General features: G+C 68.5%; 13 protein-coding genes. 9 read left to right on the top strand and 4 right to left on the bottom strand.

Annotated features, from left to right (window positions below):
- Positions 1 to 761: 761 nt before the first annotated feature.
- On the top strand, positions 762 to 1,409 hold the full coding sequence (locus P0D62_RS10140) for an NAD(P)-dependent oxidoreductase (protein WP_275702509.1): 648 nt from the start codon (positions 762 to 764) through the stop codon (positions 1,407 to 1,409).
- A gap of 113 nt (positions 1,410 to 1,522) precedes the next feature.
- Here P0D62_RS10140 and P0D62_RS10135 read toward each other — a convergent pair whose 3' ends face one another.
- Genes P0D62_RS10135 through P0D62_RS10125 form a run of 3 tightly spaced genes read right to left on the bottom strand, consistent with a single transcriptional unit; the run spans position 1,523 to position 4,306 of the window.
- Entirely contained in the window at positions 1,523 to 2,188 is a 666-nt protein-coding gene (locus P0D62_RS10135; RefSeq protein ID WP_272027573.1) for a GAP family protein, read from the bottom strand.
- Complete coding sequence (locus tag P0D62_RS10130; protein WP_232550279.1) at positions 2,185 to 2,778, bottom strand: TetR/AcrR family transcriptional regulator; 594 nt, start codon at positions 2,776 to 2,778, stop codon at positions 2,185 to 2,187. The genes P0D62_RS10135 and P0D62_RS10130 overlap by 4 nt, the downstream gene beginning before the upstream one ends.
- A gap of 25 nt (positions 2,779 to 2,803) precedes the next feature.
- The gene (locus P0D62_RS10125) at positions 2,804 to 4,306 is read right to left on the bottom strand and encodes an MFS transporter (protein ID WP_272027574.1); all 1,503 of its coding nucleotides are present in this window, start codon (positions 4,304 to 4,306) and stop codon (positions 2,804 to 2,806) included.
- A gap of 318 nt (positions 4,307 to 4,624) precedes the next feature.
- Between P0D62_RS10125 and P0D62_RS10120 the strand changes: the two genes are divergently transcribed.
- From P0D62_RS10120 to P0D62_RS10105, 4 genes are all read left to right on the top strand, one after another.
- The gene (locus tag P0D62_RS10120; protein ID WP_013601305.1) at positions 4,625 to 4,891 is read left to right on the top strand and encodes a DUF6112 family protein; all 267 of its coding nucleotides are present in this window, start codon (positions 4,625 to 4,627) and stop codon (positions 4,889 to 4,891) included.
- A 147-nt stretch (positions 4,892 to 5,038) separates the two neighbouring features.
- A complete protein-coding gene (locus tag P0D62_RS10115) occupies positions 5,039 to 5,359 on the top strand; it encodes a DUF6112 family protein (RefSeq protein WP_013601306.1) in 321 nt (106 codons plus the stop codon).
- Positions 5,360 to 5,390: 31 nt separating this feature from the next.
- Complete coding sequence (locus P0D62_RS10110; RefSeq protein ID WP_013601307.1) at positions 5,391 to 6,770, top strand: hypothetical protein; 1,380 nt, start codon at positions 5,391 to 5,393, stop codon at positions 6,768 to 6,770.
- Between the two features lie 3 nt (positions 6,771 to 6,773).
- Positions 6,774 to 8,243 carry a PrgI family protein gene (locus P0D62_RS10105; RefSeq protein ID WP_013601308.1) on the top strand — a complete coding sequence of 490 codons (1,470 nt, stop codon included), beginning with the start codon at positions 6,774 to 6,776 and terminating at the stop codon, positions 8,241 to 8,243.
- Between the two features lie 42 nt (positions 8,244 to 8,285).
- Here P0D62_RS10105 and P0D62_RS10100 read toward each other — a convergent pair whose 3' ends face one another.
- On the bottom strand, positions 8,286 to 9,047 hold the full coding sequence (locus P0D62_RS10100) for a hypothetical protein (protein ID WP_013601309.1): 762 nt from the start codon (positions 9,045 to 9,047) through the stop codon (positions 8,286 to 8,288).
- A gap of 149 nt (positions 9,048 to 9,196) precedes the next feature.
- Between P0D62_RS10100 and P0D62_RS10095 the strand changes: the two genes are divergently transcribed.
- From P0D62_RS10095 to P0D62_RS10080, 4 genes are read left to right on the top strand one after another with little or no spacing between them, the layout of a single operon-like run.
- Positions 9,197 to 10,027 carry a hypothetical protein gene (locus tag P0D62_RS10095; RefSeq protein WP_041652872.1) on the top strand — a complete coding sequence of 277 codons (831 nt, stop codon included), beginning with the start codon at positions 9,197 to 9,199 and terminating at the stop codon, positions 10,025 to 10,027.
- Positions 10,024 to 11,508, top strand: coding sequence for an ATP-binding protein (locus P0D62_RS10090; RefSeq protein ID WP_275702508.1), 1,485 nt, complete (start codon positions 10,024 to 10,026; stop codon positions 11,506 to 11,508). Before P0D62_RS10095 ends, P0D62_RS10090 begins: the two co-directional genes overlap by 4 nt.
- A complete protein-coding gene (locus P0D62_RS10085; RefSeq protein WP_275702507.1) occupies positions 11,505 to 12,053 on the top strand; it encodes a hypothetical protein in 549 nt (182 codons plus the stop codon). Before P0D62_RS10090 ends, P0D62_RS10085 begins: the two co-directional genes overlap by 4 nt.
- The gene (locus P0D62_RS10080; RefSeq protein WP_275702506.1) at positions 12,050 to 13,825 is read left to right on the top strand and encodes a type IV secretory system conjugative DNA transfer family protein; all 1,776 of its coding nucleotides are present in this window, start codon (positions 12,050 to 12,052) and stop codon (positions 13,823 to 13,825) included. The genes P0D62_RS10085 and P0D62_RS10080 overlap by 4 nt, the downstream gene beginning before the upstream one ends.
- The last annotated feature ends 73 nt before the right edge of the window (positions 13,826 to 13,898 follow it).

The raw sequence follows: 13,898 nt of genomic DNA, 5'->3' as shown, positions 1-13,898 counted from the left end.
CCAGCGATGAGGCCAAGGACCAGGCGCTGGGTCACGGCCAAGTAGATAGACCGCGAAATCGGGGGCAGGCACATCGCCGCGCGGCCGGCGCACGCCGACGCCGCGGATGCGTCGCCCGTCGGGCAACACCACCACACCCGGCTCGTCAGTCCATGCGTCCACACTTCAACGCTAGCCCGACGGCGGCGGTCCTGCCTGCGCACCTCGCCAGCATGGATTTCGAACGCTTCGAATACTTGCGATCCCCGGTTGGTCAGTAATGACCACGCGACAAGTAGTGGTTAGTTGTCTGGATAACGCCGATTCGCCTGACTAGGCGAGGGTAGCGGCAGGCCGAGAAGCGGGTCCCGGAAGCGGCTGCTGGTGAGGAAGATGGGGACGTGGACTTCGGGGACGGGAAGCAGACCTGGATCGGTGGCGGCGGCGAAGCAAGTCTCGACGATATGCTCACTGGGTGGTCTGGGAGCGGTCCGGGTGCACGGTGTCGGTGCGGGGACAGGTGGCTCGCCGCCAGCTGTTCGACAGTGACACGGACGAAGGGGCACCGCGGCACCGATTGCCGCATATGGTCGAGCCGGTCGTGCGCGGTAAACTGGATGAGGACCTGGCCATCACCAGTTGGCCGAGTCAGCCAGCTCCGAGTCCAGGCCACAGCTGAGCAGACACCTCGAAGCCGATCCGGGTGTTCTGGCCCATACGGCTAGTTTTGCGGAGATCCTGCCGCGGGGGTTCCTTGTCCTGAGGAAGAGAGAGCACGAGTCATGGCGCGTCTTGCTGTTCTGGGTGGCACCGGCTATACCGGAGGCCACATTGTCGCCAAGGCGGTGCGGGCGGGGCACCACGTCACGTCCTACAGCCGCACGGCCCCGTCCGAACCGGTCGATGAGGTCACGTACCGGACGGGGTCGTTGACGGACGCGGCGATCCGCGAGCACGCAGTGGCCGGGGCGGATGTCGTGATCGGTGCCCTCGCCCCGCGGGGTGAGCTGGAGGACTCCCTGGCAGGGGTGTACCGGGAGGTGGCCGGCCTGGCCGCGGCCGGTGGGGTGCGGTTCGGGGTGGTGGGCGGGTTCAGTGCGCTACGGCCGGCGGAGGGGGCTCCGCGGTTCTATGAGTCCGGGGAGCTGCCGCCGGAGTTCGCCGCTGAGGCCCGGACGATGGGCGCGGTGCTGGACTGGTTGCTCAGCGACGCTCCGCAGGGACTGGATTGGTTCTATGTGAGCCCGGCAGCGAACTACGGCTCCTATGTGCCTGGTGAGGAGTTGGGCCGGTACCGGATCGGCGGGGAGGTCGCTCTGTTCGATGCTGAGGGGAAGTCGGCGATCAGCGGACCGGACTTCGCCGCGGCGATCGTCGCTGAGATCGACACGCCCACCCACCGGCGGGCTCAGTTCTCCGTCGCCTACTGAGTTCCTGGGCTCTCGCGGGCTCAGCCGCATGACCGCGCCGGCCCGGCGATCGTTACCGGGCGGGCACGCTCAGGAGGCCGGGCCTGCCGCACCGTCAGGCACGAGCGCGTGGGTCATCGGACGAGAAAGATGAGGATGGCCAGGCTCGCGGCGGCTGCGGTGAAGTACAGCGCGGCGATCTTGCCGCTGGGCTTGGTGTGACCGGTGGCGTAGCGGTTGTAGAGGGTTTGCAGCCGGGCTCGGAGGCGGTCTTGGTAGAGCAGGCCGATGATCAGGACCGCGAGGGTCGGCAGGGCGTAGATCGCGGTGTAGCCGATCAGCACGGGCACCGCGGTCTCGGGGCCGATGCCGGTGTCGATGAGGCGTTCGACGGCCAGGAACATCGGGAACGCGTTAGGGATGTCGCTGATCGTGGCGACCAGACCGAGCGGAAGCGCGGTCCAGGCGTTCACCCAGGACGGCAGCCCGTACCCGCGCCGGGGGCGCGCGGTGAACCGGCGGACGCCGAGAACGATGAAGACCACCGTGATGATCGTGAACAGGATGCGACGCAGCCACAGCGTCAACCCGTCCAGCCAGGTCTCGGCGGCGTTGAGCCCGAAGTAGAGCAGCAGCGTGAAGGTCCCGAACGTCACGAACGCCCCGACCGCGTACGCCCACCCGGTGGCCGCGGGCCGCTTGGCGGCCAGCAGGATCACCACGACGATCCAGATCGTGGAGACGTTGACCGAGTCCAGCAACGCCAAGCCCACCAGGGTGAGCAGCAGCCCCACAGTCACCGCGGATCACGTGCGCCGCCCCCGCCGGATGTGCCGGGTGCACTGGGGGTCTCGGTCGTGTAGGCGAGGGTGGTGAGGTGGTTCGCGATCCTGGCCCGCATAGAGGGGTGCAGGGGTGTGGTGAGGGACTCGATGAGCCAGAGCCCGTCGGCGGCCAGGCGGGCGATGAGCTGGCTCAACTCACCCGGGGAGATGTCTGCATGCTCGGGCAGTGGCGGGGTCCACCGGGCCAGGACCCCGTTCCAGGGGGCGTGCATGGCGGGGTCGTTGACGGTTTCGAGCATCAGCAACAACTCGGCCCGGGTCGCGCTGTGGGTCGCGACCTGGGCGTAGGCGGCCAGACGCTCAGCATCACTGGCCCGTTCGGCGGGTTTGCCCGCGGCCTCGGTGAGAGCGGTCTCCCACTGTTCGGCGAGGTGCTCGTGCAGCGCCTGCAGCATGACCTCGCGGGTGCCGAAGTGATACAGCAGCCCGCCTTTGGTCATGCCCGCGGCCTCGGCCACGGCCTCGAAGGTCACCGCGGTGACCCCGCCGGCCTCGATCACCCCCAGGGCCGCATCGAGGATCTCGGTCCGCTTGCTGGGACGCATAGCCTCTGCCTCCACTCCCGCCCGGTCAGTGGTTGCCCGAGAAGGCCTGCGACTGAGTCCCCGGCCCGTGGTGGCGCAGCAACCGTCCGGTGACCGCGGCCCCGACCGCCAGGACCACGGCGAGGATGATCATCGTGACCAAGAACCCGGTGTCGAAGGCACTGCTCGCCGCCTCGATGATCGCCCGGTCCCCGCCCGCTGTCGCCAGCGCATCCGACAGGCTCTCGTGCGCACCCTCCGGCGCGCCGGCCGGGAGCCGCACGGTGGTGGTGTAAACGAAGGTGAGCAGGCTGCCCAACAACGCGACAGCGGTCAGGGACCCGAACTCATACGACACCTCCTCGACCGAGGACGCCATCCCGGCACGGCGGGCGGGCACATTGCCCACAATCGCGGTCGAGGCCACCGACATCGCCCCACCCAGCCCGGCGCCGGTAACCAGCAGCCCGGCAACCAACACACCGAACACGTCGGCCTGCACACCGATGATCACCACGACCACCCCGAGCGAGGCGACCGCAAGGCCCCCGGCGATCAACGGCAGCAGGCCGATCCTGTGCAGGAACGCCCCGCCCAACAGCGCGGTGGGCAGCGACCCGATCGCGACCGCCGCGACCAGCAGCCCGGCCTCCAGGGGGGTGAAACCCTCCACAAGCTGATACCGCTGGGTCGTGACCAGCTGGGACCCGCCGATCGCGAACATCGAGAACGCCGCCGCCAGCACCCCGGCGCTGAACGCGGGATTGCGGAAGATCGAGAACTCCAGCAGCGGCTGCTCCAAGCCCCGCTGACGGCGGACGAACAGCACCGACCCGACCACCGCGGCCACCAAGCCCGCACCAACGATCACCCAGTTCTGCGGGGAATGCGCGAGCTCCTTGATGAAGAACACCGCACCCACCAGCGCGACCATCGCCTGCAACGACGACACCAGGTCCCACCTCTTGGACGGGTCGGGGTCGTTGGGCGGTGCGATCAGCACCGCCGCGATCAACGCGGCGATCACCACGGGCACGTTGATCAGGAACACCGAGCCCCACCAGAAGTGCTCCAGCAGCACCCCGCCCACGATCGGGCCCAGCGCCGCACCCACCACCGCAAGGCTCCCCCACACCGCGATCGCGAAATTGCGCTCACGCTCAACCTCGAACGAGACCCGGATCAGCGCCAGCGTGGCCGGCATCATCGCCGCCGCGCCCACCGCCAGCACCGCACGCGCCGCGATCAGCAGACCCGCCGACGGCGCGAACGCCGCCCCCAACGACGCCACCCCGAACACCACCAGACCGATCAAAAACATCCGCCGGTGCCCGATCCGGTCCCCCAGCGTGCCCGAGCCCAGCAACAGGCCCGCCATCACCACCGGATAGGCGTTGATGATCCACAAGCTCTGCGACCCCGACGCCCCCAACTCCTCGGTCAACGTCGGCAACGCCGTATACAGGATCGAGTTGTCCAGAGTGATCAACAGCAGCCCCGCCGCCACCGTCACCAGCAGACCCCACCGCTGCCGCTTGCTCAAACTCACGTCATCACACCTTTCCGGAACCGAACTATCACCACCCGTAACTATACCATACGTACGGTACAGTTACGACTGGTGATAGGTGGCCGGGCTCCACACCAGCCTTGAACGCACAACCCGGACCCTCAGAAAGACACCGAAGCGGACAGCGCGCACGTGCAGCAGTCCCAACAGAGCCTCCCGAGAACCGGCACACCACCCGTCGCAACAGCCGCACCAACGACCCCACCCAGCTGACGCCCCCTGCACCCCGATGCACACCTGAACAGCATGGATTACGAACGCTTCGAATACTTGCTTACGCCGGTTGGGTGATCGGCGATGGGTGTCTTCCCCGACTTCGACGGGCTCGGCGGTATCGGAGACCTCCGCGCCGTGGTCGGCGCGCTCCTGACGTTCGTCCTGATCGTCGCCGTCCTCATGCTGATCGTCTCGGCGATCGTCTGGGCCATCGCAACGGCCCACGGCAACTACGCCACCGCCAGCAAGGGACGAATCGGAGTCCTCGTCGCCGTCGGTGCCGCCGTCCTCGCCGGAGGCGGCGTCGCCTGGATGAACTGGCTCCTCAACCTCGGCCAACAGCTCTGACACCGAACACCTCTGAGCCCGTTGATGCCCACGTCCTCACCGGCGTGGGCATTGCTATTCCGTCGCCGAGGGGTCACGGGTGCACCTGTGGCGTGTACCCCGTCTGCGAGTTCGTGGGCGGGCCGCCCGTCGCTAAGGAGTCCTACCGTGTTCGATCTGCTCGCCAACGTCATGTCCGCGCCGTTGCTGGTGCCGATGGACATCAACATTGACCCGAACACCGACGGCCTGCCGGGGATCAACCAGTTGCGAACCATCGTCGGCGCGGTGATGACCATCGGCCTGATCCTGTCCGTGCTCGCGCTGATTGTGTCCGCGATCGTGTGGGGCTTCGGCGCGAACTCGTCGAACCCGCACCTCGCCTCGCGCGGGAAGATCGGCGTCCTCGTCTCCTGCGGTGCTGCGGTGATTTGCGGCGCGAGCGTGACGCTCATCAACTTCTTCTGGAACGTCGGCCAGTCCGTCTGACCCGCCCCGTCGTCGAGAGCTGGTGTTCGTGATGGGCGTGTGCGACGTTCCCGTGATCTCCTCGGTCTGCGATGCCGTCGGCGAAGGAGCTGCGTCTCTGGTCGCGGCCCCGTTCGACTGGCTCGCCCAGGCGATGGGTGCCGCCGCGGGGTGGCTGTTCGAGGCGGTCTGGTCGGTCTTCGACACCACGACGCTGGTGGATGTCACCAAGCCCGGTTACATCGCCGTCTACAACCTGTTGTTCGGTATCGCGGTCTTCGTGATGCTGATCTTCTTCTGCCTCCAACTCATTACCGGGCTGATCCGACGCGACCCCACCGCCCTCACCCGCGCCGCCCTGGGTCTGGCGAAGTCCGTCCTCGGGTCGTTCGTGGTCATCACGCTGACGGCGCTGCTGCTGGAGGTCGTTGATCAGCTGTGCATCGGGATCGTGCAGGCCGCCGGGGAAACGACCGAGTCGATGGGCGACAAGATCGCCCTGCTCGCTGCGGGGCTGGTCGGGATCAATATCGCCGCTCCCGGCGTGGGCGCGATCATCACGATCTTCATGGCCGGGCTCGCGATCACTGCCGCCGCGATCGTGTGGCTGTCCCTGCTCGTCAGGAAGGCGCTGCTGTTGGTGGCGGTCGTGTTCGCGCCGCTCGCGTTTAGCGGCGCGTCGTGGGATGCCTCGCGGGGGTGGATCGGGAAGTGGGCGATGTTCGTGGTCGCGCTGATCTGCTCCAAGCTCGTGCTCGTCGTGATGTTCCTCGTCGCGATCACCCAAGTCTCCGCACCGATCGACGCCGACCTCGCCTCGGTCAGCGACCCCATCGCGGGAATCGTGCTGATGGCGATGGCCGCATTCGCCCCGTATCTCACGTACAAGTTCATCGCGTTCGTCGGGTTCGACATGTACCACGCGATCGGCTCCGAGCAGGATGCCAAGAGCGCCCTCAACCGTCCGATCCCCGTCCCGACCAAGCCGCAAGGCGGCGGCGACCCGAAGAAGGTGCTCGACGGAGCCAGCAGTGGCGGCGGGAACGCGGGCGGAGGTTCTGGTGGAGGAAGCAGCGCCCCGCCACCGCCGAAGACCCCGGCACCGGCACACGCCGCGAGCGGCGGAGGTGCCGCCGCTGGTGGAGGGGCCGCAGCCGGCGGGGGCGGCGCAGCCGCGGCCGGTCCCGTCGCGGCAGGCGTCGTGGTCGGGGCGAGTGTCGCCAAGGGTGCCGCGACCGCCGGGCCGAAAGCCGGAACCGCGCTGGGAGCCCAGGGCGAGCACGCCGCCGACGCCGCCGCGCAGACACCGCCACCTCCCGCAGCCTCGCCTGCGGCACCGCCGTCGAGCCCGGCACCACGACCGCCGAGCACCGACCCGTCACCGCCACCGAAGCAGCCCCCGCCGCCCGCGCCACGCCCACCGAAGGAGTAGACGATGAGCAGCACGAACCACGACCGTCCCACCGCGGGCGAACTCGTGCCGGTGAAGTTCTCCCGCCTCACCCGCCGCGGTGTCCTCCTCGGTCTGTCGCTGACCCAGCTCATCACGCTCGCCATCGGCGGAGCCACACTCATCGGCGCGTTCTACGCCGGCGGCGGGATGCTGCTCGCCTACACCGCCCCCATCTGGGTACTCGCCGCCGCACTGACCTGGATACCCATCGCGGGCCGGCCCATCGTGGAATGGCTACCCATCGCCTGCTGGTGGCTGTGGCGCACCACCGGCGGGCAACTGCTCTACCGACACAGGATCGTCGTCCCACGCCCCGTCGGAACCCTCGCCCTGCCCGGCGACATGGCGCGACTGCGCGAATACACCGACCCCGACACCAGCGCCGGAATGATCCACGACCCCCACGCCGCAACCTTGACCGTGGTGTGCGAGGTCACCCATCCCGCGTTCGTGCTCCTCGACCCCGGCGAACAGGAACGCCGCGTCAGCTCCTGGGGTCGCGTCCTGGCCACCGTCTGCCGCTCCGGGCGGATCGCGACGCTACAAGTCCTCGAACGCACCCTCCCAGACTCCGGCACCGGACTCGCCGAATGGTGGGCCACCCACGGCACCCCGGACGGCTCGTGGGCGGCCGACACCTACGCAGAACTCATCGACCGCGCCGGCCCAGCCGGCGAACGGCACGCCACCACACTCTCGCTATCACTGGACATGAAGACCAGTGCGCGGCAGATCAGGACCGCGGGCGGCGGGATTCGTGGTGCTGCCGCCGTGCTGCGGCAGGAGATGAACACGCTCGTCGCCGCGCTCCGCTCCGCCGACCTCTCGCCGTCGGGATGGCTGACGCCGGGGCAGATCGCGGTGATGCTGCGCTCCGCCTACGACCCCGCTATCGCCGCCACGCTGGAACGCCACGGCAGGCTCGGCCAATCCCTTGCGACCGCAGGGCCGGTCGCGGTCACCGAGACTTGGGGCAAGCTCCGCACCGACTCCGCCCACCACGCAGTGCTCTGGGTCAGCGAGTGGCCCAGGTCGCTCGTCTATCCGGGATTCCTGTCGCCGGTGCTGCTGTCCACCGGCATCCAGCGGTCGTTCTCGCTGATCTGCACCCCCATGCGTTCCGACGCCGCTGCTCGCGACATCCGCAAGAAGAAGGTCGAGCACATCTCCGACCAGGCCCAGCGCGCGAAGATCGGCCAGATCGAAGACGCCTCACAGACCGCCGAGTACCACGACGTGCTCCAGCAAGAAGCCGACCTCACCGCCGGACACGGCATCCTCCGCTACACCGGCCTCATCGCCGTCTCCGCACCCACCGTCGAAGAACTCGACGCCGCCGTCGCCGCCATCGAGCAAGCCGCGATCCAGGCATCTTGTGAGACCCGGCTGCTCGTCGGCCAGCAAGCCGCCGCCTTCACCGCCGCTGCGCTCCCGCTCTGCCGGAGGGTCTGACGGGTCTTACGTGCCTCGCAGTGTGAAGCCCGTACCAAACGACTACGCGCTGTCCCTCGTGCGGTCGGCGATTGACCTTGGAGCGTCGACCTGCCGCGGACGAACGAGAACATACTCGCCGTCAGGGGTCATGCTCTCGCGCAGCAGCTCAACGACGCGCACGAGCGTCGCATCGTCAATCGTCGGTCCGTCCAGAGCGGCGCGGACCGCGTCTTCCAACTCGCTTGGAAGCACCTCGTCGTCGATGCGGACATTGGCGAGCATTGATCGCGCGCGAGCTGCGTATTGGTCCGCCAGCAACGCTGAAAGAAGAATCGCCTGGTACTGCTCCGCCGTCATGCTCTGTGGGCTGCGCGCCAGCTCTTCCGACGGTGGCTCATTATGCTCGGCGAGCGGACCTTCAAGGTACGCAGTAGGAACCTCATCTACCTTGCCGACTTCGACAGAGAACGTCTGCCGTGGCGGTCGAGTTGTGGCCCACTTCCACAGTCTTGAGACACCGAGGACCGCGGCGTCCACCGCAACATCAACTCCACGTTCAATGTAGGGCGCTAACGCCTCCATGATTGCGTCGCCGACTTGGTACCGGAACTCCTGACCGGGCGAAGGGCGCGCTGGTACCAAGGGTCCGCGCGACCGCACGATCTCGTCGATGTCGGCTGGGCGAGACTCAGTAGGACCGAGCAGGTTCTTGGTGTCGTCGTCACGGAGCAGGTCCCGTTCATACCCACGGGTCGCCCGCGACTCGGAACGGTGGGTTCCCTCGCGACGCCGCACCCAACGCAGCTCTTCGTCGTCGTTCATGCCTCACCTCCTCGGTGGTCGAAGTTTACCGGCGTCGAGCGCGGTGGGCTGGAGGAATGAGAAGCCCCTTGCTGCTGAATGCCTCAAATGATCTGCGGGTGCACGGGGGCGCACCTCGTGGGTGACATGACCTACCGATGGAGGCCACCATGCCCACGTTCTTCGATTCGACCGCGGATGCAGCGGAGGCATCCGAAGCCTTGCGCGGACTCGCGCACCCGAGCCGGGGGTTCGATCAGCCCGCCGAGATGTACGGGGTGATCGGTGATCTGTCCTCGGGGATGCGCTCGCTGCGGCAGGCACTCGATCAGATCGCCGATGTTCACGAGCGCAAGGTCGCGCACGCCTTCAATGACGCCGGAAGCCACGAGGCAGGAGTGCGTGACGCCCTCGCTGCTGCGGAGGAACTGCGTCAGGCGGCGAACCTCGTCGACCGGGCGTATGACCGGCTCGCGGAAGGGTTCATCGCCGCCGGGCGGATCGCCTGGCACCCTGAGCCCGCCGTCGAGGAGGCCGCGCCGTCTCGGTGGGTCAGTGTGGTGTTCCTTCAGGGCGAGGAGGCGGACCGGCCGTTGCGCATCCTCGGCGAGCTGGGGCATGTCGATGCGGTGGACTTCCTCGCGCAGTGGGACTACGGCGACGAGACCACGCAGGCCGCGCTGGAGAACGGGTACGTCTACGACGAGCCCGGCGAGGGCACCAACGACCAGGTGGCGCTCTCGGGCGACTACGCGCTGGTCGTCAACCCGCACGTCGGCTACGTCTCGCTCCTGCGCCGCTACACCGAACCGGAAGCAGAGCCCCAGGACGCCGAACCAGTCGGAACCCCTCCGGTGCAGGCTGGGCCGGAGTTGCTGGTGTCGTACTCGTCGCCGGGTGCCACGGAGCGGGCCGATGTGCCGACGGCGAAGCGGGATGGGTCGTGGTTCGAGCCGGCCAAGATCACGGCTGTCAAGCAGGCGCGAGGGCTGGTGCTGTGACCGAGGATCGCGCGCGGCTGCACACCGCAGTTCTGGTAGCGCCGTCGAAGGAGCGGCGGAAGCTCCGGAAGCAGCGCCGCAAGGCAGAGGCCCGGCTCCACGCCGAGCAGCGTCGGGCCGCGCTCGCCGCGGCGAAGGCGAAGGCCGAGGAGGAGCGTGCCGAGCGGCGCGCCACGGTCTACCTGCCGAAGTCTGGCGAACCGGGTGCCGCGAGGCTGCGCACTCCGGGTCGGTTCCATCTGACGCGGCATCAGGACACGTCGGCGACGCTGGCGGGTGCGTATCCGTTCGTCGCCGAGGGTGGGCTCGGTGCCGATGGTGTGTTCGTCGGCCAAGACCTGTACTCGGGCGGGAGCTTCGTTTACGACCCGTGGGTGCTCTACGCACGCGGCATCATCACCGCACCCAACGTGGTGCTGGCCGGGATCGTCGGCTCCGGCAAGTCATCGCTGGCCAAGTCCCTCTACACGCGCTCGCTACCGTTCGGACGGCGCGTGTACGTGCCCGGCGACCCGAAGGGCGAACACACCGCCGTCGCCAACGCCGTCGGCGGACGTGCCATCGTCCTCGGTCACGGACTCAACACTCGCCTGAATCCGCTCGATGAAGGCCACCGGCCCAGCGGTCTCTCGGATGAGCAATGGGCGTCCACTGTCGCAGCCCGACGGCGTGACCTGATCGGCGCACTCGCGGAGACCGTGCTCGCGCGGGGATTGTCGCCGTTGGAGCACACCGCGATCGACATCGCCCTGACCCAGACCGTGCGGGAGAACGATGTGCCGATCCTGCCGATGGTCGTTGACCGCATCCTCGCCCCGAGCGCGGATGCCGACGGCCGGTTGGCCGAGGACGGCAGGCTCGTCGGCCACGCGCTGCGCCGTCTCGTGGCCGGCGACCTGGCCGGACTGTTCGACGGGCCTTCGACGGTCGCGTTCGACCCGTCGCTGCCGATGATCTCGCTCGACCTCTCGCGCGTCACCGAGAACTCGACGCTCATTTCGGTGTTGATGACGTGCTCGTCGGCGTGGATGGAGTCTGCGCTGCTCGACCCGAACGGCGGGCAGCGGTGGGTGATCTACGACGAAGCCTGGCGGCTCATGTCCCACCCGGCGCTGTTGCGGCGGATGGATGCGCACTGGCGACTCGCCAGGCACTACGGGATCGCGAACATGCTGATCTTCCACAAGCTCACCGACCTCGACAACGTGGGAGACCAAGGCTCCGCCATGCGCTCCCTGGCCAACTCACTGCTCGCGAACGCCGAGACCCGGATCGTCTACCGGCAGGAGTCCGACCAGCTCGGACCGACCGCAACCGCCCTCGGGCTGACCGGCACGGAGCAGCAACTCTTGCCGAACCTCGGCGTCGGCCAAGGCCTGTGGCGAATCAAGGCCAGGAGCTTCGTCTGCCAGCACCAGCTCCACCCCGACGAACTAGCCCTGTTCGACACCAGCAGCCGCGCCGCAGGAGGCCACCGATGAACCTCACCGGCCCGCGCCGAACAGGCCCGAACGACGACGAGACGACCGCGCCCGTCGAGCTGCCGCACGTCCTCGTCTCCGTCGCCGCAGACGGCACCCTCACTGCCGCGGTCGATGGAACACCGTTTGCGTCGCCGGACGGGACCGCGTGGACGCGGGCGACGTTCGGGCCGCTCATGGATGCGATCACCAAGGACCGCACCATCGCAGTCCGGGTCGAGGTCCGCGAGAGCGACGGCAGCGTGTTCACCGACATCCTCCGCACCCGCAAGCCCCGACGCGCCGCGGTCCCGTCCGAGACCCCGGTGCCGGAGACTCGTCGGAGTCGTCACGCCCGGCGGATACCACGTCTGGCTGAGGTCACCGCCGATGGGTTCGTGCCTGGCGAGGATGTTGCCGTCGCGACGATCGTGTCCCACGCCGACGCCACCGGAACCGGCGAAGCGCGGGCGCTCCTCGACCTCGATGACCTACCCGATGGCACGTATGAGGTGATCCTGTTCGGGCGTATCTCGGGCACGCTCGCGGTGCGGCGGCTGACATGAACCAGCGGCAAGCCGGGGGCATGGGCGACGAACTCACCAACGCCGCCCTCATTGGTCTGGTCGGCATGTTCGGGATCGCTCTCGTCCTCCGTGCCGCTGGCAGCGTCGCCGCGTTCCTCACCGGCACACCGCAGCCAGAAGTCGGCGCAGCGGCAGGGCTCGGCGTGCTGTTCAACCCCGCCGACCCGGCGACCGCGCTCGGTGCCGACGGACTCAACCCAGTCGTTTACTGGCTCGTCAGTGCGGCACTGCTCGGCGGACTGGCTGCCGGGATCGTCTGGGTGTGGATGGTGCTGCGCCGGCACACGCGGAAGACCGAGACCGACCCGCACCGGCTTGCCGGGATCGCGACCAGCCACGAGGTCAAGACCGCAGCGTCCGCGAAGGCACTGCTTCACCGCGCGGCCACACTGCGCCCCTCCTTGGAATCACCAGCTCCACAGGATGTCGGCTACCTCCTCGGTGCCAGCCGTGGCACGAAGGTCTGGGCATCGGTCGAAGACTCGATCCTGCTGATCGGCCCACCCCGCTCAGGCAAGGGCCTGCACGTCGTCATCAACGCGATCCTCGACGCACCCGGCGCGGTCGTCACGACCAGCACGAGGCCCGACAACCTCACCGCGACACTCCGCGCCCGACGCTACAAGGGCGGGCCGGTCGCCGTGTTCGATCCCCAGCACCTCGCCGAAGGCATCCCCGCAGGGCTCCGATGGTCACCCATTCGCGGCTGCGACGATCCGTTGACCGCGATGATCCGCGCCAACGGACTCGCTGCCGCAACCGGCCTCAGCGCTGGCGGGGTCGAGTCCGGCGGGTTCTGGGAGGGCAAGACCCGCACCGCACTCCAGTCGCTGCTGCACGCTGCCGCGCTCGACGGCCGCCAGCCGGCCGAGCTGTTCAGGTGGACCCTCGACCCCAGCGCGGCGTCGGAGGCCGTCGCGATCCTGAACTCGCACCCGAACGCGGCGATGGGTTGGGACGACTCACTGGCCGCGATGATCGACGCCGACCCCAAGACCCGCGACAGCATCTGGCAAGGCGTCTCCCTCGCACTCGCCGCGCTCGCCGACCCGCGCGTGCTCGATGCCGTCACCCCAGGCCCGCACGAACACTTCAACCCCGAGACCTTCCTCACCGAACAAGGCACCCTCTACCTACTCGCCACCGGTGCCGGAGCGGGAGCCTCCGCATCGCTTGTCGCGGCGTTCGTCGAAGACCTCATCGAAACCGCCCGCCGGCTCGCCGCCCGCTCACCCGGAGCACGGCTCGACCCACCCCTGCTGCTCGCACTCGACGAGATCGGAAACCTCGCCCCTCTGCCGTCACTGCCGACGCTCATGGCCGAAGGCGGTGGCACCGGGATCACGACCATGCCGGTCTTGCAGTCCCTCGCCCAAGCTCGCGATCGGTGGAGCGAGCATCAGGCCGGAGCGATCTGGGACGCCAGCATCGTCAAGATCATCCTCGGCGGCGCATCCAACAGTCGCGACCTTCAAGACCTCTCCACCCTCATCGGCGAGCGTGACGAGTACACCGACAGCGTGACCCTCGGCGACCACGGCACCCGCTCCAACCAGCGCTCGATCCGTCGCGTCCCGATCCTGCCGCCCGACCGCATCCGCACCCTGCCATTCGGCACCGGCATCACGATGCTGCGCTCCGCGCCGCCCATCGTCACCGACCTGCGCGCCTGGCCGACCCGCTCCGACGCCGCGCAGCTCCGCAGCGACCGCAGCGAACTCGAATCACTACTGCGCCGCCCGGCCCTCTGAGCGCAGACCTGGGTACGGAAGCGCACCTGCCTGACACAGCGGCCACACACGGCTGGTCGCCCAAGTTCAGGAG

The sequence above is a fragment of the Tessaracoccus caeni genome (assembly GCF_029211185.1).
Taxonomy (GTDB): domain Bacteria; phylum Actinomycetota; class Actinomycetes; order Propionibacteriales; family Propionibacteriaceae; genus Arachnia; species Arachnia caeni.
Note: the sequence above shows the minus strand (reverse complement) of the source record. Positions and strands in the feature narration are given on the sequence as shown.

Coding starts and splice junctions, on each gene's coding strand:
- P0D62_RS10110 (WP_013601307.1), top strand. CDS start 5,391: ATGGGCGTGTGCGACGTTCCCGTGATCTCCTCGGTCTGCGATGCCGTC.
- P0D62_RS10095 (WP_041652872.1), top strand. CDS start 9,197: ATGCCCACGTTCTTCGATTCGACCGCGGATGCAGCGGAGGCATCCGAA.
- P0D62_RS10130 (WP_232550279.1), bottom strand. CDS start 2,778: ATGCGTCCCAGCAAGCGGACCGAGATCCTCGATGCGGCCCTGGGGGTG.
- P0D62_RS10140 (WP_275702509.1), top strand. CDS start 762: ATGGCGCGTCTTGCTGTTCTGGGTGGCACCGGCTATACCGGAGGCCAC.
- P0D62_RS10100 (WP_013601309.1), bottom strand. CDS start 9,047: ATGAACGACGACGAAGAGCTGCGTTGGGTGCGGCGTCGCGAGGGAACC.
- P0D62_RS10120 (WP_013601305.1), top strand. CDS start 4,625: ATGGGTGTCTTCCCCGACTTCGACGGGCTCGGCGGTATCGGAGACCTC.
- P0D62_RS10080 (WP_275702506.1), top strand. CDS start 12,050: ATGAACCAGCGGCAAGCCGGGGGCATGGGCGACGAACTCACCAACGCC.
- P0D62_RS10085 (WP_275702507.1), top strand. CDS start 11,505: ATGAACCTCACCGGCCCGCGCCGAACAGGCCCGAACGACGACGAGACG.
- P0D62_RS10105 (WP_013601308.1), top strand. CDS start 6,774: ATGAGCAGCACGAACCACGACCGTCCCACCGCGGGCGAACTCGTGCCG.